We start from the raw sequence: 21,194 nt of genomic DNA, 5'->3' as shown, positions 1-21,194 counted from the left end.
TTTTATGCGGCAAAGACTTCGTAAAGCATGACGCTACACAACAAGGCTGCGGACCACTGCCCAATGGCTTCCCAGAACTTCTTCATGACATAAGCCCTCGGTTAAAAAAACCAGCAGCCGAGCAGGCTGCGATTACAATAGACAACGGTTTAAGACAAAGTTCAATTCATGACCCGCAACCTGACTGTATTTGCCAAGTGCAACACACCACTTGAACACGACCGCCCCCGGCCAGACCGGCTGGAAAAGGGCAACCCTTTACGCAGTACCTGGAACCACTACGAGCAGAATGGTGTCTGTGCCGGTGTGTGGGCGTGTGAAACGGGCGCATGGCGCATTGCTTTTGCACCGGGCAAGGATGAGTTTTTTCATGTGATTGAAGGGCGAATCCAGATTACCAATACGCAAGGTGTGGCTGAACAATTCGGCCCGGGCGATGCGGGTGTTATTCCTGCGGAGTTCACAGGCGTATTCGAAGTGCTGGAGCCTGTGCGCAAACATTACGTGATCGTCGATCGTGCGGCGGTGCAAGCGGTGGGCCAATAAGATGGATGCACTCAACCCCGGCGAATTCAGCCAGAACATTCAATTGGGAATTGAGGTGGTGGCCACACTGGCCTTCGCACTCAGTGGCATTTTGGCGGGCGCGCGCAAGCGGCTCGATGCCGTGGGCGTGTGTGTGGTGGCATTTCTGGCCGCCTTTGGTGGTGGCACTCTGCGCGATTTGCTGCTGGATGTACGGCCCTTTTTCTGGGTGAAGTACATTGAATTGCTGTGGGCGGTGTTTGTGCTGTGCATCGTGGCCATGTTGTTTATGCGGCAACGTCACTTCAAATTCACGGAGAAAGCCATTCTCTGGCCCGACACCCTGGGGCTGGGCCTGTTTACCGCAGCCGGGGTTTTTGCATCCATTCAGGCAGGCATGCCCAGCTTGGTGGCCGTGTTCATGGGCGTAATCACCGGCGTGTTCGGCGGTGTGCTACGCGACATTGTGTGCAATGAAATTCCGCAAGCCTTCACAGACCACCGCCCCTATGCCATTTGCGCCTTCTTCGGCGGCTGGGCCTACATTGGCCTGCGCGAACTGGGCAACCCTGCTTACGTCAACCTGCTTGGCTGTGTGGTGCTTACCGTGGGCCTGCGCGCATTTGCCGTGTGGAAAGATGTGCGAATTCCGGCGTGGAGAAACTGAGTAGAGAAACCAGGCTTAGAACAGCCCCATGGCCAAGCCACTTGCAAAGGCCGCGCCCAAATCGCGGCAGCGTTGTAAATTTTCAGGATTGATGGTTTTGGGTGCAAGAATGGCTTCCGGTGTTTGTGCTTGCGTGCACACAATTTCCGGTGTTGCCATTTCACTTAAACGCCACCCGGTGGCAATGCGCTGTATTTGCTTCACCGCACCTTGGCCATCGCTGCCCGCGCACACCAGCGCAGTGTAAGGTCGACCGTTGATTTGGTCCAGCACCGCGTAGTAAGTGCAGTCGAAAAAGTCTTTCATCAAGCCTGCCATGCTGCCCAAGGTTTCGGGGGTAATGAACACATAGCCATCGGCTTGTAAAACGTGATCTGCCGTGGTTTCACTGGCGTGAAGCAGAAGGGTGCGCGTTGCTGTTTCAGTGGCAGCGCCTTCAGCCACAGCATGGGCCATGGCTTTGGAGCCGCCTGTGATGGAGTGGTAAATGATGAGCAGGGTTTTCATAAACTGGATTTGCCGCTTAGTTTGTTGGCTGCTTTCTCTAATCCACCCAATACAGTTTCAGCGACATGGCCGGAAAAGCCATCGGGCAACTGCTGTTTAACCCGCTCGATTACAGAGGGTGTGCGTTCCAGCAAATCTTCAATCAAAGGCTCTATGTTCTCCTCAAAGCCCAATTGTTGCGCTGTGCTATTAAAGTGCCGCCGGGCAATTGAATGCATGGTGTAACGGCGGTTTTTTCCAAGCAATGCCATGGACAACCTGACCTGCTGCGGCGACCACTGATTTGGACCTTTGCCCAACACCGGGTAAGCAGACATGACATCGTAAAGCGGGGCCAAGCGGAATCGCCCACCTGGCAACAATTGAATACTGAAATTCTTTGCGTGCCCATCGGGTGCGCACAGCATCCAGAACAACACCTGGCTGGCTATCAAGGTGCGAAGATCGGCTGCCGAGTTCTCGGATCGCCGAAGGGTGTCGAACAATACTTTCAATCCAGGGCCGCCATCGCTCTCGTACTTAAGCATTGGAGGCACACCTGTCACCTGACAAAAGTCCTCCTGGGGCAGGCGCATGATCCATTCCCCATTCGGTGCAACTTTTCGATCAAAGCGCTCCACGGATAAAACACGCTGGGCACCGAATGTCTCTATCGCCACATTTGCAACAGGCAAACCATAGGCCTTCAACACAGTCATGCAAAGCCATTCATTGTCAACCGAGGTAGTGAAATCAGCACGCCGCCCCCCCACCAAGCCCAATGGCAATTTAAGTATGTGCGTGGTGGGGGTTGATCCTTGCGGCACACACCACTTGCCCTTCCAGCGCAACAAGGCAGTTTTCTCTTGGGCACCCGCAATCGAAATGCGCAAGTCTGCATGCGCATTGCTGTTATTACCAAAGCCGCCAGGCGATACCGTGTCAATCAAAAGACGTTCAATGTCTTTTTTCGTCACCGGCTTGCCTTGCACAGTCTCAATGTTCTCGGGCTCCTCATGCTCGCCCAGCAGTTGAACAGCCCCCACGCAATCGCGACCAATGGCCTTTAGCAAATCAAAAGTATCCGTTGATCCGGTTTTGAATCGTTCAGCAACCCGTTTTCGAATTGCTTCGCTGTCAGGCAATAAATTATCAAAGTAATTTAAAACCTTGTCGCCTTTGATCGGCTGGTTCTGGAGGTTGAACGGCAAGGACAAAGACAGAGGGCGCCCAAGATCAGAAGCCAGCCAAGCTGGGTCATACTGAAGCTGCATGTCGCCGCGTGCAGGTATGGTCCAAAGGCCCACACGCTGGCCATTGGACCAAATGGATAAACTCTGGCTGTGCGATTTGCGACCCATGTTACCAATCCGTTTTTGATGATTGACATGACCGAACTTCACGCATTCCAATTGACAACTCAAGCCCCAGTACCGCGCACCAATTCATCAACTGGGCCAAGCTAAGTTCCTCAGGGTGTAATTCAAGATGAGACACGCGCGATTGGCTTAGCCCCAGCTTTTTTGCCAGCCCGGCTTGCGACCATTTGTTTGCTTTGCGGGAGGCCTGCAAAATTTGCCCAAGCTGGCCACTGGTGTTGAGAATGTGCTTTTGATTTTGCATGGCAAAATACCTGAATTACGAGTAAATTTAATTTATCTGATTTTCAGCTAAATTACAATTAGCTGTTATACAAATAATTAGTTATTGGGCTTCTTAGATTGGCGCTGTGTCGTGTGGTAATCCGAAAGTGTGCAGACCCAAGCATCTGTTTGATCGCGTGGCGGGCTGAAAGTAGGCTTTGGGGGTTGGGGTGCGAAAATTGGCAGGGGAATCATGGGGAGCCCATCCACCGAAGCGATCAAAGCAATCATTCTTGAAGAAGCCGAGAGTGTTTTGTATGTCCGTTAAGTACTCACCTACTCAGCGTGGACAGTTGGCTTTCGGACTCGCCTTTTTGTTGTTGGCACTGCTGTATTGCCTGGACTACTTGCAGATTCGCCACAGCGGATCGGGCAATTTGATCGTGTTGGAAGCCTTGGTTGTTGTTGCACCCCTTCTTTCAGGTGCATTGGCCCAACACGTAAAGCAGACCGCCTTGTTTCTGCTTATTGTCACATTCGGTAAGTTAGGGGTCGACTACTTGATCTTTACCTTTCGGATAGAACTCTTTTATTCCGACATTCCTGCGTCATTGTCGGACTGGTTACCGATTGCTTTGCTACGTTTGCTGTTGCCGGTACTTTTTATTGGCTTGGGTTCAGCGACCTATCTCGTATTCATTGGGCTTTTCAGGAAAGCCCAATGAAAATGAGTTTTGGTCAATTTGGTAAGAGGCTATCGGGAAAGGAATGAGTTAGGTAGGTTGACTGGTTTTCGGCCGCAGCGGACATTGGGAACAATGGCTGAAATATCTGAGTTAAAGGCGAAAGCAGACTTTTGAAACTAAACGAACAATGCCCCTACTCCTGTCTCTTGGAGGACGAACTTTATCCTTATCAATCATGCATGAATAACCTAAATATATTTTTCACCCAGTTCATGCGATGCTTGGATGGTGTCTGAAATTATCCGATTAAATTATTAGCCAGGGATGCTCAGATAAATGGGCATAGCTGTTATTGTGTCGCAAGTATTATTAGAACTCAGAAGATGAAATCCACCTACTATCCACCTGAATTTGACAAAGATCATTTCCATTGCCCACTGTGCGGTGTGTACGCGTCGCAGCAATGGCATGAACTTGCAGTAATGGTTCCCAACGCTCATTGGGTAAAGACTGAATTCACGGCATCTAAGTGCGCTCATTGCGGCCACAGAAGCTTCTGGTTCGACGGCCGAATGATAGTTCCAACCGAAAGCCCAGTTGAGCCACCTCACCATGATTTGCCGGAAGCATGTCTTGCTGATTATTCAGAGGCAAGAGATATTGTCAGCCGTACCCCTAGAGGTGCTGCAGCACTACTCCGCCTTTGCCTTCAGAAGCTGATGCCACACCTTGGGGAAGCGGGAAAGAACATAAACGAAGATATTAAATCCTTGGTAACAAAGGGTCTTCCTTCGCTGGTACAGCAAGCTCTCGACGTTTGTCGAGTGGTCGGCAACAACGCAGTCCATCCAGGCGAGTTAGATATCAACGACACACCTGAAATTGCGAATCAACTTTTCCGGATGATCAACTTCATAGTTGAAGATCGAATAACGAGACCCAAAGAAATTCAGCAGCTCTACGCGCAACTACCGCAAGGTGCAATCGAGGCTATTTCAAAACGAGATGGCAAATTGTAGTCCCCAGCTGAGTTCTATCCTCTGATTCCACCAGACCTGCACGAAAAGCCGCGCAGGTAAGTGAATTAAAACTTTATTTAGTAAAAAGACTATGCCCAAACGTGTAGCCGACAGCGAAAATATGAAACTTAGCCAACCCGAACTTGTAGGTGCATCAATTCGAATAGACGGGCGCACGATGCAAATTCCTGGCTACCAATTGCTTCGAGTAGTCGGACACGGTGCCAATGCAGTTGTATTCGAAGCACTCGACGAAGCACTCAGTCGGAAGGTAGCTATCAAGGTCTGGAATGGACAAGGTATCACTCGGGCTCAGTCTGAGGCGTCAAAGATTGCGGGCCTGAATCACCCGCTTATCGTATCTACATACACCTTTGGCAGGATAGAAAATCATCCATTTTGCGTTATGGAGATGATCGTTGGAGTTTCTGGTAAGGAATGGATAAAGCACAATCAGTCTACTGAGGCCCGCCTCACGGTGTGGAGCCTTTACGCTGATGCATTACGCTACATACATGACTTAGGCGGCATTCACGGGGATCCACATCTCGGTAATCTATTAGTCGCAACAAATATTTCCGGCACGAAGATAGCTGACGCCGGGACGAGCGAATTCTGGGCTGACCACTCAAAGATTGAAGCAAGGGAAGCCAAGCTAATACTTCAGACGGCAAGTCGCCTTTTCGCTCAAGAGAGCTTCGATCAACTTTGGCGGCACCCGTTCTGCCTCGGATACAGAGATACGCTCACCATTCTTCAAGTTGTCGTTAAGTATCTGGGGATTGTCTACGGACTTGTAGACTGGGATCGCCGGAGCGACAATGCCGATCTTTTATCAGATCTAGTCACACAAAATCCGTTCTTCAATCTTGAGGTTGTCTTTAGACAAATAAAAAAGACCGGCATCACAACTGAGGACCGCCTTGCTCGCAGAATCAACGCGCGCCTTAGGCGCATGCATAACATTCTCGATGCTGGCGATAAGGTCAACAAACAAACGCTGGAGCTATATGAAGCGGCGGCCGCCCAAGCATTATCTTTGATGGCACAAGGCCGAGGATCAATGTGCAGTCAGATCAACCAGAGTTCAATGCAGTAGGGCTTATCATTAGTAATCAAGGGCTGTTAATGAGTAAAGAAATCAGTGATCAAAGGGGAATATTAGAGCGTTAGCTCGCACACGATAGAAACATGCGGGCACTTGAACGCCTTCATGGATTGATATCTCAAGGAGCCAAAGGATTGTCTATTCTAGGCGGTGGGGCTACAGTTGCCTTGTTGGCTTTTGTTCAGACCTTATTAGACAAGCCTGCCTACCTTGGTTTTGAACGTTTCGCTGTTGGTGCTTTAGCTTGCTTCTTAGTCTCTGCGTTTCTGCCTGCTATTACTTTCTTCTTTCACTTTTCTTTGTTAAATAAGCCTCATCATGATGAGCGTGAGAAGAAGTTAAAAGCAGTCTGGTGGCTATTAGGCGGCTCCTCGGCTCTTTTATTCGTAGGCGGCCTTATTACTTTCATTGGGGTATGGGTTGCGCTCTGACGCCATGCCTACGATCGATTGGTATTATTGGCGTAAGCGGACATCACTGTTATTCTTCGAAAAAACAAATTAAGTCTTACAGGTCAAAGTTATGGTACTCGATGCCGCCTCAGTTGCTTGGGCTCTTGACTTCGTGCATATGCACTCGGACGGAGACCTTTTTCCCAGAGTACTGGAAATCGAAGCCGTGGTCGCTGAGAAGTCTCATTTTGTCCAGCAAATCGTAGAAGCTGACCTCAGTTCTTTACCCGCCGGTAGCTGTCGCCGATTTTTGGTACCTAAAGATGAAGTTTCTTACAGACAAGCCACTCAATTAGACCCGCAAGACTCGATCATCCTCTCAGCACTAGTTTATCAATTCGGGCAGCAAATCGAAAATCTAAGACTGGATGCTCGTCGTGTATTCAGCTACAGATTCAATCCAACGCCAGACGAGGGGCTGTACAGTAACAAAAACGCTTGGAATAACTTTTGGACGGCAGCAGATCGTGGTGCAGCCAAGTACAGCCACATCCTTTACTGTGATGTCGCTGATTTCTACAATCAGGTGTACCACCACACAGTCGAGAATCAACTGATAGCGGCTGAACTACCGAATCAAGCAATAAAGTGGATCGTCGGCTTACTTGAGTCAACGACTGCGGGGGTTTCCAGAGGTGTGCCGGTGGGACCTCATCCGATTCATCTGATAGCAGAGGCCACCTTGATTCCCGTTGATAACAGCCTGGCGTCGGCGGGCATCCGTCATATTCGGTATGCGGATGACATGGTGGTCTTCTGCAAGAACGAGAGAGAGGCAAGGGCCGCCCTCTCTACCATCGCAACCGTTTTGGATAAGCAACAACGACTCACATTGCAACGACACAAGACCAAATTCTATGAGCCCAGTGAGTTCCGCCGTATTTGCGCAGAGATGATCGAGGATCGCCCGATCAATGCGGACGAAAGATCATTGCTCAAAATCATTCGAAAATACTCGGGAGGGGATCCCTACAAAACGATCTCGTTCGCGCAGGTATCGCCCGATGACTGGGCTTCCATCTCTGAAGAATCTATCAGAACGGTCATCGAAGACTACATTTCCGCAGAGCCTGTGGACTACATTCGCTTGCGCTGGTTCTATCGCCGGCTCGCTCAGATCGGCCACCCCGGAGCTATAAAAGTATCATTGGAGAACCTGGATTCTTTGGGTCCTTGTTTTGCCAATATCTGCTTCTACCTCAGCTCAGTCCAGTCAATTCCCGCGAAGGATTGGAAGCAAATTGGAACGAAGCTTCTCCAACTACTAAAGAAACCAGAGGTCAAAACAAGCGAGTATTTCAGGCTATTGATAATTAGCTCTTTTACACGCAACGAGCACATTAATCATTTCGACAAATTGCGAGCTATGTTTCAATCCGCCGATGCATTTATTCGGCGCGAGGTGATTTTGGCAGCGCGTATGAATAATGCTCATGACTGGGTCCGTGAGCTAAAGGAGGACTTTAGTTCAATGGACCCATGGCAAAGGCGGGCTATGCTCTTTGCTGTAACTGGCTTAGCAAAGGATGAGCGTAAGTTCTTTTTGAACCGGCAGGTTTTGCAAAGACCTTTTGAAAAGGCTTTAGCCAAGTGGGCGAAGGGCGTTTGAGTCTCCCCGGATTACCTCTCCAGCAGGCCTAGCTGTTGCACATCTATGGGCTCAATAAACTTATCCAACTCTTCTTGCTGCGACAAAAGGAATGGAGCTTCTTTGACCTTCTCATAGAGCTTCAGAAGGCGTTGTTCAGCCCGACTCAATATGACGCTGTACAACAATGGCTGAATCTTCACTTTCTCGTTGTCTTCGGTGCGGGTGCCGCCCTCACCACTCTCAATCTGATCCCCAAGAATAAAGCCATCAACCCGTGTGTCAGGCTGGATATACCCCTTTTTTTTCAACTCTTTCACATACTTCCAAATTTGCTCCTTTTCCTTGGACCCGAGTGGAAGCTTGGTAGTCTTGAGATCAACAATTACGAGGTGACCCACACCCACCTCTTGATGATCGTCGTTATAGGATGGAAGGGAGTAAAAACCAGTACTGCTATCACCACGGATTACGAAGTCTGGTCTGTTTAATGAAGCCTTGTCAGCCTTCCCGTCAAAAAGCTCGCGAATGACCGTTGTCATGCCTTTGTTGGACGTGAAATGTATAGATTCAAATTTATCTCCGAACATCCACAAGCCTTTGGCAAAAAGTGGCTGGAGTTCCTTAACCTCATCGATACCCGCAACTTGAATCTTTATACGTAGTTCGTTAATTACTTTAAGGCGACCTTGAATTTCGTCAAGGACGATCTTTGCCATGCCAATGGTCCACTGGCTTAGAACTTCGTGAAGGGCATCTAGATTGTGCGGGTCCTGATTATGCAATATTTCTAGCAAACCATATTGTGACTTGCTCTTCTCTAGTTTGGCCAAAATACTAGCTAGCTGCACGATCTCCTGCTCTCCGAAGTTTGGGCAGATATTCACAACCTCGTTAACGAATGCAGTGACGCGATCCTTGCTCAAAAGAGGGAGGGTGTTGACCGACTGCCCCACTCGGTCAAGGACCGCCATACGCTTATCCTCGCGTTCAGCCGCACTGGTGTTGCCAATGATCTCTCGAATTTTGTCTTGGACAATTGGCCTAGTTGCCTCCCACGCTGGATTTTCTTCAACGAAGCCTGACCAGTCCTCCTTAACGGCGTTCGCCTTATTGAGGAAATCAGCCTGAACGATAAAGGTGAAGCGCTTGGCCTTCTCCGTCCTTCCGTCGAGAATGCGTTCAACGTCAGCACCACGCCAACGACATTCACCTACAGCACGGTTCATGACCCACCACGCGATGCCATGTTGCTTCGTAGTCTTGTCGGCTTTTCGCGTGTCGATGTGGTAGATCTTGACCGTACCGTAACCTGGAACCTCAACGTCTAAAACAGAAAGAGACGACCCGCTGATGTCGGCAAATGAAATGGGAGTGCCATTTAGAATAACTTTGAACGAAGGATTTGCAAGAAACCGCCCCCCCAGAAGTTCACGTACTTGCTCTACGGACAGGTTGATTTGTCGGATATCACCTTCACCTGTGATTGTCGTTCCATGTCCGCTCACACCTTTATCGATGAACTCCACAAGTTTGGTAACAAGTGGCCTGCTGGGTGTCCTGCTCACTTTACAGACGAACTTCTGACCATCTTTGATTGACGTAATTTGGTAGCTTTTTGTGAGGCAAAAACTGGCAAACCGCCCTTTTCCATTCTTGCCGAACACGACCCGCGGAATACCTTCTACACCAGGAGGCGGTGCCGATGTATCGCCACCCTTGGCTATGCGGTTATAGGATAGAGCTCGCCAGATATAATCAAATTCTGCATGTGTCATTCCCTTTCCATTATCAGAGATGGAAAATTGCTGGTGATTTTTCGGGTCGGGCCAAGTTATGCTGACTTCAGTGGCGTATGCATCCCAGCAGTTGGCGACAAGTTCAACAATCGCGGTGCTCGGATTGGTAATGATAGAGCCAGCCCAGCTCTCAAGAAATCTGTCTTCATAGAAGAGATCTTCTTGCTGCAAGTTTTTAGTATTTGAAGAATCGGCCACCATGTCTCCCAAAGCATCGTCTAGTCTATCGCCAACATCTTCATCCCATGTTTTCTGTGATGGGTGCGGCGCTGTCTGTAAATCGGCACAACTTACATAGACCAAATGAGTGCGCCGGCGTTGCTCCGAGAGAAGCAGTGCCGAATCGCGGCGGCGTCTCCTGCAACACTCTACCTACATCGGCTTTGATATAGCCATCGAATACATTAATCCGGCCTAAAAGCTACTATTTTTGCTGGTAAACAATGTAATTTTAAGTTGATAGCACACTTCTGGCTGTTCCACCATTTTTGACTTCTGTAACTGTACGCTTTTAGCCGATTGCCGACAGTTAACGGTAAGGTTTGAATGTCCGCTCCGGCCGAATATCAGCCCCTAACTCTACCAAGGTATTGTCAAATATACGGCATTGCCGTATATTCTCGTGTGTGAGGACCGTAGCCGAAACCCCAATATTTCAAAAATACGCCAGTGATGTGTGGTCAGATATCGAGCGTATTGAATTCATCAACTGGATTGCCAATAACCCAGATGCGGGCGACGTAATTCCTGGAAGCGGTGGGTGTAGGAAAGTTCGTTGGTCATCTGCTGGCCAAGGTAAGCGAGATGGCGCTAGGATAATTTATTTCAATGCGACTGAAGCGGCAATTTGGCTGCTCATCGTGTACAAAAAGGCCAAGTTCGATAAGCTTCCGACCGCCTTTTTAACTGAATTGAAAAAGGGAGTAGAAGATGGACTCTGAAATGAAAAAATTTCAAGATGACTTACTTGAGTCTGTGAAACAAATGCGCCAAGGCAAGGCCGCACGTACAAGCCAAGTCGAGTTATCTCCAGCGGCAGAAGCGCGTGCCAAAATGGGATTGTCTCAGCAAGCATTTGCCTCTTTGTTAGGTGTCTCTGCGCGCACTTTGCAGGATTGGGAACAGGGCCGCCGCAGCCCAACTGGTGCGGCAAAAACCCTGCTAAAAGTTGCGGTTAGTCATCCTGAAGTGCTGCGAGAGATCGGCGCGTAAGAAGCGTCAATATACTGAATTCATCAAGTGGATTGCCAGTAATCCAGATGCTGGCGATGTCATTCTGGGGAGCGGTGGCTTTTGCCAAATTAATCAACCTTTCATGCCTACCTACTTTTAGCGACTCAAATCTGCATTTTTTGACAGTGTTTCCCATAAAAGCTTGAATGCCCAATTCGGCAACTCTCCTCTTTAATGATGTTCAATTCCAGCTTCGGAAAACTGTCACTCACCAAGCCCGCGTTTTATATTCCACAGCCTCAACATTCCTTGTACGACGTGATCACTCACAGCTATGGAATTTTGCCGGGGCAAGAGCCGATTTTCTCAACCTTGCTGGAATACTTGATTGCACTAAACCCCAACGTGAAAAACCCACGAATGGCCTTGGGCAGCCACGCCCCGCGCACGCTTGATTTTATTTCACACGACCCCGAAACCATTTTTTGCATGAACCCCAATGTTGTAAAAGCACGCATTCGCCAAGTGGTGAATGGCGGGGGTGAGTTTGCGCTGATAGATACCGCTCGCAACTTTGTACCCGCAGACCCAGCGGAGCGTGGAATGTATGAATTTCTGGCCAGGATAAGCAACGACACCCAGCATGTCACCGACTTTGCAGGTTTGGGCTTGGGGGTTCTGGGTTATTTGAGTGGACCGCAAAACCGAAGTGTAATTGGACAGTTGCAGCAATTGAACAGTGAACGCTTGGCGGGTAAGTTGAGTGCTCGCCAATACCAGTTGCGCCAGCAGGACATATTGAACAATTACCTGAAGAAATTAGGGTGGATGGGGCGCCACATGCACGGTGGGCAGAATTCATTCAACGTGCTGTATCAAAACCGCGCGGTGGGTGTAAACCCATCGCCAGTGTTCGTCAAGCATGCCGAGCGGATGGCAAAACTGAGCAAGTTTGCGAAAACTGGCGGCGTGTTGCTTACCGGATTTGGAGTGGCAGGGGCGTGCGGGAAGATTGCTTCCGCCAGAGACAATCAGAGGAAAAATGAACTACTTTGGGTAGACGGAATGGGCTTAATTGTTGGCTCCGCAGGCGGAATTCTGGCAGGTATTGCAGTCGGAGCACTGGTTGTTAGCGGCCCGGTGGGTTGGGGCGTTGCCTTGATTGCATCTGCTGCGGGTGGCTACTTTGCACAAGAGGCAGGCAAAACCAGTGGTCAGTTTCTATATGATCAATTTGGAAACAAAATGGATTTGGTCAGTGCGACCGGCGTAGGTCAGCTATGCAGATGATCGAAATTACCATGTGGGTCATTGGGTTCAGCATCGTGATTATCCCGGTTATGTTGCCATTGAGTTTAACGTTACTGACTTGGTTGACCCCCCAATCGGTGATCGATCAATATGTGCGCCCGCCTCATTTCAGCGAGTTTGAGTCAGCTGCCTATCGATATTTCCCTTCAAGCTGGATACGTACACTGCTCTTTTCGCTGGCGATCTCGATACCCATTTTTAGAAGAGTGCGTGGCTTCGGTGATATGCACAAGCAAGTCCCACTGTGGTTCAATGTTGCAAGCCGTTTGTTTGTTTATGTGGTACTGGGCTATTTATTCTCGGTGTGCATTGCGATTGGAATATTGGCAGCAATAGCCAAGCTGGGTTTGCATTAATAAAGCCGCAGACCAAACGCTCGCGGCTAACCCGCCTTCAAAATTCCCATGTCCCGCAAAATACGGTTGGCATTGTCGTCGCAATCCATGTCCTCGGGCTTGCCTTCGATTAGCTTGATCATGTTTTGCAACTGCGACTTGCCTTGAGCCAACTTCAATTCCATGGCTTCAATGTCGGCCACTTTTTTCTTCAACATGCCCACCAGTTCCTCGTGCTTCCAGTTGCTCAAATTACCGGGCATCACCTGTCGAATTTCATCCAGCGTAAAACCGGTTTGCTGTGCGTTGGCGATAATGTTCAACACTGCAACAGCCTCCAGCGGATATTCGCGGTAACCATTCGCTTTGCGGCTAACTGCGGTTATCAAACCCTTGGATTCGTAAAACCGGATGGTGGCCGCAGACAAACCGCTGCGCTTGGCCAATTCGCCAATTTTCATGGGAGTAATGTCCTGTCAAAGGTATTTGCTTTCGCAGTTTAAGATTCAAGTGGACTTGAAGGTCAATATCCGCCAACCGCATGTAGTTTTTTTACTCTTGGGTATTGACCCTCAAGTTCACTTTAAGCTTATTGTTTGCTCCATTGCAACCCTGGAGAACCACATGAGCCTCTTCAACACCTTCACGCTGCCCAACGGCACCCAGCTTCCCAACCGTTTGGCCAAAGCCGCCATGGAAGAAAACCTGGCCAATGCCGACCAAGCCCCTTCCGAACAATTGATACGCCTGTACGGTGCTTGGGCTGCCGGTGGCGTGGGCCTGATGATTACCGGCAATGTGATGGTGCACCGACAAGCCATGACAGGCCCGGGCGGTGTGGTGCTGGAAAACGATTCGCAGGCTGCGCAGTTTGAACGCTGGGCCAAAGCGGCGAAATCGCATGGCGCGCAGGTGTGGATGCAGATCAACCACCCTGGCCGCCAAATGCCAGCCAACTTGGGGCAAGCCACTGTCGCTCCTTCTGAAGTGGCCATGGACTTGGGCAACTTTTCCAAACAGTTCACGCCGCCGCGTGAGCTGACCGCAGGGGAAATCGACGACATCAAAAACCGGTTTATTAAAGCCGCTGTGCTTGCTGAACAATTTGGTTTCAATGGCGTTCAAATTCATGCTGCGCATGGCTATTTGCTCAGCCAGTTTTTGTCGCCCATTACGAACAAGCGCAAGGACCAATGGGGTGGCTCGATCGAAAACCGCGCACGCTTGTTGGTCGATGTGGTGAAGGGCATTCGCGCTGCGGTGGGTCGCCAATTTGCAGTGGCTGTCAAAATTAACTCGGCCGACTTTCAGCGCGGTGGCTTTAGTGAAGACGACGCCAAAGCGGTGGTGCAAATGCTCAACCCGCTGGGGCTGGACATGATTGAACTTTCAGGTGGCAGCTATGAAGCACCTGCCATGCAAGGCAGCGCGCGCGATGGCCGCACCCTGGCCCGCGAGGCTTATTTTCTTGAGTTTGCCAAAGACATTGCCACAGTGGCCACCGTGCCCATTATGGTGACGGGCGGTATTCGCCGCCAAGCCGTGGCCGAGCAAGTGCTGACCACCGAGGGCATCAGCCTGGTGGGCATTGCCACCGCATTGGCACTCAACCCCAATTTGCCTGAAGAGTGGAAACAAGGCCAGGCCAGCGTGCCCGAACTGCGCCCGATTACCTGGAACAACAAAGTGCTGGCGTCGCTGGCTTACATGGCCATGGTGAAGCACCAGTTAAACAGGGTCAGCCTTGGTCGGGACCCAAACGCAAATGTAAGCCCGGCCTTTGCATTGCTGCAACAACAATTCGGCACCTTCTTCAGAACCAGGCAGTATAGAAAGTGGGTGGCGCAGGCTTAAATTCAAGCAGTCAATACATGTTCTTCTTGTAATCGAACTGCAGCCCTTTCTCCATGGCACCAGGCAAAGACACCGCCGCCCGCGCAATCTTTGCCTGTATCGAACTTTCTTTGCTTCGCTGAATGTGCGCCTTGAATATGTCTGCCGGAACCAAATCGACAGGCCTTTCCTTGGCAGGCCACAACACCGAGTTGGAAATTGCTTCGCTTGAAAGCATTGTCATAGATGTGGGTTTGATGCGAGTAATCAGGTTGGGCTTTTTGCCCTGCACCTCGAACTGATCCAACAAGGCTTCATCAACACACAGATCGGCTGTACCAACCACCTCAAGCACCTGCGCAACGCCGGGCACCATCACCAACAGGCACACAGAAGGTTGCTCAAGAATATTGTGAAAGCTGTCGATTCGTCGATTGCCGGGTCGGTCTGCAAAGCAGATATAACCATCGTGCTCTTGGATCATGAAACCTGCGGGGTCGCCCTTTGGGCTAACATCAGCTTCACCACTTGCATTGATGCTGGCTAACACCAAAAATTGAGCCTGCTGAAGAAAGTCTGCCACATCTGCTTCCGATTGCCCAATCGATGGTGGCATCCAGAAATCGGAACGCTTGAACGATTTGGCGCAATGCAAGTAGCACTCTTGAACTTCGAAGCAGGCTTTGCCGTTTGCCACGCTTGAAACCTTGCCATTCACGCGCAGGGTTTCTTCCATGCCGCTCACCATGAACAGCGCGCCAAAAGAAATGCCTGATTGAACAAGGCTGCTGTTATCCAGTGCATCCAGTGAAATAGACAAGGCCTTTGAACCTTCAGCAGAAACAAAACCTTTCGCCCCACCCGCAGCAGAAACTCGAATGTTTGCGCCTTCACCCAAAGCGATGAAGGCGAAGCTGCAATGCGACAACCACCGCAAGGCGTGTTCATCCACATAATCAATCACTTTCAAGTCTCGGGGTGCAGGCGATATGCCCACGCGTTTCTGTACCTGCTCAATGGTGGTCAGTTTCATATTTACACCCCTCTTAAACATTTGACTTAAACGATCGTTTAACTTAAGCTTCGGCCAATCATAACAGCAAGCGTGCAAAACATGCAACGAGTCTCTCTTCAAGACAAACGGGAAAGCCTTCAACAAGCCCTGTTGCGTGTTATCGCCCGCGATGGGATAGAACAAGCCACGGTTCGCAACATTGCCGCTGAAGCCAACATCAACCCAGCCGCAGTCAGCTATGCCTTCTCGGGCAAAGACGAACTCATGATGACCTTGCATTTGGCTTTACAAGCTGATGTGTACGCAGTGGTCGAACGCGCGGTTCAAGGTTGCGCCACAATTGAAGACGCCATTACCAGCATGGCGAAAGCCTATTTTGAACACACGGTGCGCGACCCCGATCGCCAACGCGCCCACATGGAACTCACCTTGTCGGCACTTGCGCGTGCTGAATCGCGCGAGATTGCCAAAATGCAATATGAGGGCTACATCAAGCAACTGGCAGATGCCGTGTCCAAACTGGATTGCGGCCGCATTTCGAAAACAGAGATCACACAAATTGCCCGCATGGGCCTGGCCTTGATGGACGGTGTCATTGTTCAATACCTCAGCACTCGCAATCAGTCTGTCTGCAAGAAAACACTGAATCTGGGTGTCAGCCTGCTGCTGAGCCATTGCAAAGCGCTGAAGGAGCGGGCGTGAATTCCCTGTGGGATGCGATTGTGATTGGGGCTGGGTTCAGCGGCCTGAATGCTGCACGCACACTTCGAAGCCACGGCAAAAACGCGCTGGTGCTTGAAGCCCGAGACAGAGTAGGTGGGCGCACCAAGCACGGCCAAATCGCCGGGCTGGACATTGACCTGGGTGGCATGTGGTTGGCCCCCAGCCAAACTCGATTGTTTGCCCTAGCAGACACCATGGGTATTGGACGTTACCCAACTTTTTTGAAAGGCAAATCGGTGCTCTCCATGGCGGGCAAACAGGGCGTGGTCAACGGAGAAGATTTCACACAACTACTGAGCTTGCGCGAGAAAATTCAGGCGTATTTGTTGTTGCGCAAATTGAACCACCTGCTGTCCACGGTGAATGACGCCGATCCATGGAATAGCGTCAACTCCAGTGAACTGGATTCATTGTCCGTGGAAGCATGGCTTTGCAAAGCCACCGGGTCAGAACGCTTGCGTGCCTTGATTCGTGTCATCTGCGCATCGGTGTTTTGCGCGGAAGCCCCACAGGTTTCCATGCTGTTTTTTCTGGTGTATCTCAAAGGCGGTGGCGGGCTTGAGGCCATGATTTCCGCTGACGAAGGTGGTGGGCAAAATTTGCTGTTTCATGGTGGCGTGCACCAAATCGCGCGAAACATGGCTCAAGAACTGGGTGACCATTTGCACCTGAATGAAGCGGTGCACTCGATTGATGTCAGTTCAACCGAGGCAGTGGTAGCTACCGGCCTGGCCCAATACCGCGCCAAGCGCGTCATTGTTGCCGTGCCGCCAACCTTGATGAATAGAATCAACATCACGCCGCCACTACCCAGTGCACAAGCTGCATTACACAACCGGGTCAACATGGGCAGCGTGATCAAGTTCTGGGTGGCCTACCCCACACCTTTTTGGCGACAGCAGGGGTTTAACGGCAGCATTGTTCGAGACGACAAGCCCGCATCACCCTGCTTTGATGTGTCGCCGCCCGACAGCCCACTCGGTTTGATTGCCGGTTTTTTCGAGGCAGACCATGCAGTGCATATTGGCGATTCAAGCAAGGAACAGCGCCGCGAGCACGTTGTCGATATGCTGGCAGAGCATTTCGGTGAACAGGCATTAAATCCGGTGGATTACGTGGATGAGGATTGGACCCAAGAAGAATGGTCCAAGGGCTGTTACGGGGCGTTCGCGCCCCCGGGGGTCATGACTCATTACGGGGAGTGGATTCGCACACCGCACCACACCATTCACTGGGCCGGCACCGAAACCGCCACCGAATGGGCGGGTTACATTGAAGGCGCATTACAGGCCGGGGAAAGAGCGGCACGGGAGGTGTTGGAAGGGCTTGCCAATGACCAGTGATCTGATTACCCCAAGATTTGTAACCGCAATGGATCAAACCGTCATTCCTCTAACGCATCAGGATTGATGATTGCGTTCCTTTCCGCTGAGGTAAGTCGACGTTCTACTTTCTTTACATCTTCGGCTGGCGGAAGACTCTCTGGCCGAATCCCTCGACTGAGCAATGTTTGCCGAACAGCCTCGTTGTTGGTGACATGCTCACGAGATATCTCTTGCTCTTGGCTCATCGTCTGCTCACGGGCATTATGAATGGTAATTTCGGTGGCAAAGTCTTTGGCCTTCAAAATGATAGTAGGTGCGAAATCAGCCAAAGGGCGATTATCAGGTACTTTCCATTGGGCTTTCATTGCTTTGGTATTTTTACCAAACAATGCGGTATCTCCTTTGCTTCGTATCAACGCGAAATTTTCACTGCCGCCAGTTTGTTCATAAATAATGTCAGACAACTCTTTCTCAGTTGCCTGAGCGTGCCCTTCAAAGCTTTCCGTCAAATTCTGAATTAAATCGTTCTTCATTTTTATCCCAACCTTTCGGCTCTACTTACGTTAAGCCAGAATTTATTTGGCCAAGTTAGCAGTATCCAAATTCCCCTGTCAAAGGCAAAAATGAGGTCCCGCCTGTCATTACCCGGGGCTAGCCCACCCACGTCAACAGGCGTAGACTGATTCAAAAAGTAAATCAAAGCGCTGTCGTCACACCTCAGGAGTAGAGCACATGGAAGCATTGCCTCAAGAGCCCACACCCAAAGATTTCTCAGACCGTTTCGCCAAATCACTCACCATGTTTTTTCGCTGGTTTGCGGACACCTTCTTTGCCAAGCGCTATGGGCACCGCGCGGTAATTCTGGAAACCGTGGCCGGCGTACCGGGCATGGTGGCCGGCATGTGGATTCACCTGAAAAGCTTGCGGAAAATGAAAACCGGCTATGGCCCCACCATTCGCACCCTGCTTGAAGAAGCCGAAAACGAACGCATGCATTTGATGATTTTCATCGAGATTGCAAAACCCAGCATGGGCGAACGGCTGTTGGTACTTTTTGCCCAACTGGTGTTTTGGCACTTCTATTTCGTGCTGTATGTATTTTTTCCAAAAACCGCGCACCGCATGGTGGGCTACTTCGAAAACCAGGCAGTAATCAGCTACACCGACTACCTGGCTGAAATTGACGCCGGGCGAATCGAGAATATCGATGCACCGAAAATTGCGATTGATTATTACAAATTGCCCGCCGACGCCAAGCTACGCGATGTTGTTATCGCTGTGCGCAAAGATGAACAAGGCCATGCCGATGTAAACCACGACATGGCCGATCACCCACTACTGGTTTAACTTCAAGCGCCTGCTTTTTCCTGCTTCAAGCGAATCAGCAGGTACACCGCAAACCCGGTGGCAACACCGGGCACCACGCCCAGCAGCAAGGCAACCCAGCCGTGGCGAATGCCCTTCACCTTGGCTTCGTACATCACCCACACGGCCAACACGGCCCAGGTGAAGAAAATATCGATTGCATAACCCGATGCATACGGATTCACAAAACCACCCGCGAACGCGCCAATAATGTCGGGGTTTTCAATAAACGGTGGAATGCACACCAAGGCAAATGCCACAGCAAATGCCACTGCCAATACAAGCAGCAAACCGCGATACGCCTGTGTCCCCATAAAATCCAAGCCCCTCTCTCAGTTGAATTGAATGTTGTTTGTTTGAATCACCTGCACAATTTCACTACTATATCTCCACGCCAACCCAAAGCCTTGCAACATGCTTCAGTACCTCACCATCCCTGTCACGCCGTTTGCACAAAACTGTTCCATCGTGTGGTGCAGCGAAACCAACAAGGCGGCGATCATCGACCCGGGTGGTGATCTTGATAAACTGACCAAGGCAATTGCAGACCGCAATCTTGAACTACAAGCCATTTGGCTGACCCATGCGCACATTGACCATGCGGGTGGGGTGGCAGAACTGGCCGCACAACTGAACCTGCCCATCATCGGCCCACACGAAGGTGACCAGTTCTGGATTGACCGCTTGGCTGATCAAAGCCGCATGTTCAACTTCCCCTTGAGCAAGCCTTTCAAACCCAACCGCTGGCTGGCCGATGGCGACACCGTTCAAATTGGCAATTGCACCCTGAATGTTCGCCACTGCCCCGGGCACACACCAGGCCATGTGGTGTTTCATTCAGAACAAGCCAAACGTGCCTTTGTGGGCGATGTTTTGTTCGTGGGCAGCATGGGCCGCACCGACTTCCCCGGTGGCGACCATGAAACCCTGATCGACAGTATTCGCAACCGCCTGTGGCCCATGGGCAACGACACGGTGTTTATTCCCGGCCACGGGCCAGAGGGCAGCTTTGGCCAGGAACGCCGAAGCAATCCGTATGTGCGCGACCTTCAGTTCTAAATCCAGGCCATGAACCTGCTGGCCGCACTGCGGTTTTATTTTCCAAACCATGCCTTTGGCCAACGCGCCAAACCGGCAGTGCCTGCGCCAGTGTGGCAGACTGCGCAACGCATTCAACTTGAACTGAAAAACTCTCGCCCGCCACACACGCTTGGCTTGGGCCTGATTGTTCGATACATGGAATGGGACTTGGCGCTGTACCGCGCCGCGCTGGAGAATGGAATGAAACCAGCAGAGGCTGGCCAACTGATTGAAACCATCAACTGGCAGTTGTTTGGCCCACCAATTGAATTGGGGTTCAAGTTGTCGCGCTTGCGAACCGCGAACTCGCTGAAACGTGCACGCTTGCTGACTGATCTTATGTTCGCGGTGATGTTCACCAAGCCATTTGCGCGCACTGTTCACGCCGACAACAGCACCGTTGCTTTCGATGTCACAGTTTGCCCGCTGGCCAATTACTTCAAACAGCAGGGCGTTCCGGAACTAACCCGCCATGCCGCATGCAGCCTTGATTACCAAATGGCAGCCCAATGGGGTTTGCAGCTGCAACGCAAGCAAACCATTGCGCAAGAACACCCCTTGTGCGACTTCAGGTTTGTGCCACCCAAAACGCCCCAATAATCGTTTTGACATCACTCACTTCACCCGCCTTGATTTGTCGCATTAACTCGGCAGGCTCAACCAGCACCACATCCAGAAACTCATTGTGGTCCAGTTGCCTTTCCTTCAAGGTCAGGCCCCGCGCCACATACAACTCAATTTTTTCAGTTGAATAGGAAATCACCGGGTGAATGGTGGTGATGTATTCCAGCGTTTGCGCCACATATCCGGTTTCTTCCAGCAATTCCCGGTGAGCAGTGGCAACGGGGTCTTCACCGGGATCAATTTTGCCAGCCGGAAATTCCAGAAACACACGATGCAGGGGGTAGCGAAACTGCCTTTCCATCACAAAACGACCGTCGTCCAGTATGGGAATAATGGCCACAGCACCGGGGTGTACAGTGTATTCGCGCACTGATTCCTCGCCGTTGGGTAGGCGAACCCGGTCCTGGTTCACTTTCATCAAATGACCGTCAAACACCCGTGTACTGGTGATGCAGGTTTCCTCAAGGTGTTTTTCTGAGTTGGGCATGTTCACGACT

The 21,194-nt window shown here is 50.7% G+C and carries 26 protein-coding genes; 17 read left to right on the top strand and 9 right to left on the bottom strand.

What is annotated here, in order from left to right; all coding sequences use genetic code 11:
• The first annotated feature begins 168 nt into the window (after nt 1-168).
• Nucleotides 169-546 carry a cupin domain-containing protein gene (locus FCS97_RS03255; RefSeq protein WP_138516539.1) on the top strand — a complete coding sequence of 126 codons (378 nt, stop codon included), beginning with the start codon at nt 169-171 and terminating at the stop codon, nt 544-546.
• Between the two features lies 1 nt (nt 547).
• Nucleotides 548-1,192: a trimeric intracellular cation channel family protein gene (locus FCS97_RS03250; protein ID WP_138516537.1), complete on the top strand. Its 645-nt coding sequence runs from the start codon at nt 548-550 to the stop codon at nt 1,190-1,192.
• Between the two features lie 15 nt (nt 1,193-1,207).
• Here FCS97_RS03250 and FCS97_RS03245 read toward each other — a convergent pair whose 3' ends face one another.
• The 3 genes from FCS97_RS03245 to FCS97_RS03235 are packed head-to-tail and all read right to left on the bottom strand — an operon-like array spanning nt 1,208 to nt 3,301.
• On the bottom strand, nt 1,208-1,699 hold the full coding sequence (locus tag FCS97_RS03245; RefSeq protein WP_138516535.1) for a flavodoxin family protein: 492 nt from the start codon (nt 1,697-1,699) through the stop codon (nt 1,208-1,210).
• Nucleotides 1,696-3,039 (bottom strand): type II toxin-antitoxin system HipA family toxin, encoded by a 1,344-nt coding sequence (locus tag FCS97_RS03240; protein ID WP_138516533.1) that lies wholly within the window; start codon nt 3,037-3,039, stop codon nt 1,696-1,698. Before FCS97_RS03240 ends, FCS97_RS03245 begins: the two co-directional genes overlap by 4 nt.
• A 1-nt stretch (nt 3,040) precedes the next feature.
• Nucleotides 3,041-3,301 carry a helix-turn-helix domain-containing protein gene (locus tag FCS97_RS03235; protein WP_138516531.1) on the bottom strand — a complete coding sequence of 87 codons (261 nt, stop codon included), beginning with the start codon at nt 3,299-3,301 and terminating at the stop codon, nt 3,041-3,043.
• 277 nt (nt 3,302-3,578) lie between these two features.
• Between FCS97_RS03235 and FCS97_RS03230 the strand changes: the two genes are divergently transcribed.
• From FCS97_RS03230 to FCS97_RS03210, 5 genes are all read left to right on the top strand, one after another.
• Entirely contained in the window at nt 3,579-3,986 is a 408-nt protein-coding gene (locus tag FCS97_RS03230; protein WP_138516529.1) for a hypothetical protein, read from the top strand.
• A 344-nt stretch (nt 3,987-4,330) separates the two neighbouring features.
• Nucleotides 4,331-4,966 (top strand): DUF4145 domain-containing protein, encoded by a 636-nt coding sequence (locus FCS97_RS03225; RefSeq protein ID WP_138516527.1) that lies wholly within the window; start codon nt 4,331-4,333, stop codon nt 4,964-4,966.
• Nucleotides 4,967-5,057: 91 nt separating this feature from the next.
• On the top strand, nt 5,058-6,065 hold the full coding sequence (locus FCS97_RS03220; RefSeq protein ID WP_138516525.1) for a protein kinase domain-containing protein: 1,008 nt from the start codon (nt 5,058-5,060) through the stop codon (nt 6,063-6,065).
• Between the two features lie 92 nt (nt 6,066-6,157).
• A complete protein-coding gene (locus FCS97_RS03215; RefSeq protein WP_138516523.1) occupies nt 6,158-6,505 on the top strand; it encodes a hypothetical protein in 348 nt (115 codons plus the stop codon).
• 91 nt (nt 6,506-6,596) lie between these two features.
• Entirely contained in the window at nt 6,597-8,135 is a 1,539-nt protein-coding gene (locus FCS97_RS03210) for an RNA-directed DNA polymerase (RefSeq protein WP_138516521.1), read from the top strand.
• Between the two features lie 11 nt (nt 8,136-8,146).
• Here the strand turns inward: FCS97_RS03210 and FCS97_RS03205 are convergent, their stop codons facing one another.
• Nucleotides 8,147-10,216: an ATP-binding protein gene (locus FCS97_RS03205; RefSeq protein ID WP_246065785.1), complete on the bottom strand. Its 2,070-nt coding sequence runs from the start codon at nt 10,214-10,216 to the stop codon at nt 8,147-8,149.
• A gap of 323 nt (nt 10,217-10,539) precedes the next feature.
• Between FCS97_RS03205 and FCS97_RS03200 the strand changes: the two genes are divergently transcribed.
• The 4 genes from FCS97_RS03200 to FCS97_RS03185 all read left to right on the top strand — a co-directional run bounded on the left by FCS97_RS03200 (nt 10,540) and on the right by FCS97_RS03185 (nt 12,753).
• Entirely contained in the window at nt 10,540-10,854 is a 315-nt protein-coding gene (locus tag FCS97_RS03200; protein WP_138516519.1) for a transcriptional regulator, read from the top strand.
• Nucleotides 10,844-11,125, top strand: coding sequence for a helix-turn-helix domain-containing protein (locus tag FCS97_RS03195; RefSeq protein WP_138516517.1), 282 nt, complete (start codon nt 10,844-10,846; stop codon nt 11,123-11,125). The genes FCS97_RS03200 and FCS97_RS03195 overlap by 11 nt, the downstream gene beginning before the upstream one ends.
• Nucleotides 11,126-11,320: 195 nt before the next feature.
• On the top strand, nt 11,321-12,376 hold the full coding sequence (locus FCS97_RS03190) for a hypothetical protein (protein ID WP_138516515.1): 1,056 nt from the start codon (nt 11,321-11,323) through the stop codon (nt 12,374-12,376).
• Entirely contained in the window at nt 12,367-12,753 is a 387-nt protein-coding gene (locus FCS97_RS03185) for a hypothetical protein (RefSeq protein WP_138516514.1), read from the top strand. Before FCS97_RS03190 ends, FCS97_RS03185 begins: the two co-directional genes overlap by 10 nt.
• Nucleotides 12,754-12,779: 26 nt before the next feature.
• On the opposite strand, the gene FCS97_RS03180 is transcribed toward FCS97_RS03185, so the two are convergent.
• Entirely contained in the window at nt 12,780-13,193 is a 414-nt protein-coding gene (locus tag FCS97_RS03180; protein ID WP_138516512.1) for a MerR family transcriptional regulator, read from the bottom strand.
• A gap of 163 nt (nt 13,194-13,356) precedes the next feature.
• Between FCS97_RS03180 and FCS97_RS03175 the strand changes: the two genes are divergently transcribed.
• Nucleotides 13,357-14,586 carry an NADH:flavin oxidoreductase/NADH oxidase family protein gene (locus FCS97_RS03175; RefSeq protein WP_138516510.1) on the top strand — a complete coding sequence of 410 codons (1,230 nt, stop codon included), beginning with the start codon at nt 13,357-13,359 and terminating at the stop codon, nt 14,584-14,586.
• Between the two features lie 10 nt (nt 14,587-14,596).
• Here FCS97_RS03175 and FCS97_RS03170 read toward each other — a convergent pair whose 3' ends face one another.
• Entirely contained in the window at nt 14,597-15,598 is a 1,002-nt protein-coding gene (locus FCS97_RS03170; RefSeq protein ID WP_138516508.1) for a pyridoxamine 5'-phosphate oxidase family protein, read from the bottom strand.
• An 81-nt stretch (nt 15,599-15,679) separates the two neighbouring features.
• Between FCS97_RS03170 and FCS97_RS03165 the strand changes: the two genes are divergently transcribed.
• Complete coding sequence (locus FCS97_RS03165; RefSeq protein WP_138516505.1) at nt 15,680-16,282, top strand: TetR/AcrR family transcriptional regulator; 603 nt, start codon at nt 15,680-15,682, stop codon at nt 16,280-16,282.
• Nucleotides 16,279-17,646: a flavin monoamine oxidase family protein gene (locus FCS97_RS03160; RefSeq protein ID WP_171035147.1), complete on the top strand. Its 1,368-nt coding sequence runs from the start codon at nt 16,279-16,281 to the stop codon at nt 17,644-17,646. The genes FCS97_RS03165 and FCS97_RS03160 overlap by 4 nt, the downstream gene beginning before the upstream one ends.
• Before the next feature lie 41 nt (nt 17,647-17,687).
• Here FCS97_RS03160 and FCS97_RS03155 read toward each other — a convergent pair whose 3' ends face one another.
• Entirely contained in the window at nt 17,688-18,161 is a 474-nt protein-coding gene (locus FCS97_RS03155; protein WP_212746432.1) for a DNA damage-inducible protein D, read from the bottom strand.
• Between the two features lie 199 nt (nt 18,162-18,360).
• Between FCS97_RS03155 and FCS97_RS03150 the strand changes: the two genes are divergently transcribed.
• Entirely contained in the window at nt 18,361-18,975 is a 615-nt protein-coding gene (locus tag FCS97_RS03150) for an alternative oxidase (protein WP_138516501.1), read from the top strand.
• A gap of 2 nt (nt 18,976-18,977) precedes the next feature.
• On the opposite strand, the gene FCS97_RS03145 is transcribed toward FCS97_RS03150, so the two are convergent.
• Nucleotides 18,978-19,307, bottom strand: a complete 330-nt coding sequence (locus tag FCS97_RS03145) for a DUF2834 domain-containing protein (protein ID WP_138516499.1) — start codon at nt 19,305-19,307, stop codon at nt 18,978-18,980.
• Nucleotides 19,308-19,407: 100 nt separating this feature from the next.
• Between FCS97_RS03145 and FCS97_RS03140 the strand changes: the two genes are divergently transcribed.
• Together FCS97_RS03140 and FCS97_RS03135 are read left to right on the top strand one after the other, a co-directional pair.
• A complete protein-coding gene (locus FCS97_RS03140) occupies nt 19,408-20,052 on the top strand; it encodes an MBL fold metallo-hydrolase (protein ID WP_138516497.1) in 645 nt (214 codons plus the stop codon).
• 9 nt (nt 20,053-20,061) lie between these two features.
• A complete protein-coding gene (locus tag FCS97_RS03135; protein WP_138516495.1) occupies nt 20,062-20,673 on the top strand; it encodes an L-2-amino-thiazoline-4-carboxylic acid hydrolase in 612 nt (203 codons plus the stop codon).
• On the opposite strand, the gene FCS97_RS03130 is transcribed toward FCS97_RS03135, so the two are convergent.
• On the bottom strand, nt 20,642-21,184 hold the full coding sequence (locus FCS97_RS03130) for an NUDIX domain-containing protein (RefSeq protein WP_138516493.1): 543 nt from the start codon (nt 21,182-21,184) through the stop codon (nt 20,642-20,644). The genes FCS97_RS03135 and FCS97_RS03130 overlap by 32 nt on opposite strands.
• Between the last annotated feature and the right edge of the window lie 10 nt (nt 21,185-21,194).

The organism is Limnobacter alexandrii, from assembly GCF_005871185.1.
GTDB classification, from domain to species: domain Bacteria; phylum Pseudomonadota; class Gammaproteobacteria; order Burkholderiales; family Burkholderiaceae_B; genus Limnobacter; species Limnobacter alexandrii.
Note: the sequence above shows the minus strand (reverse complement) of the source record. Positions and strands in the feature narration are given on the sequence as shown.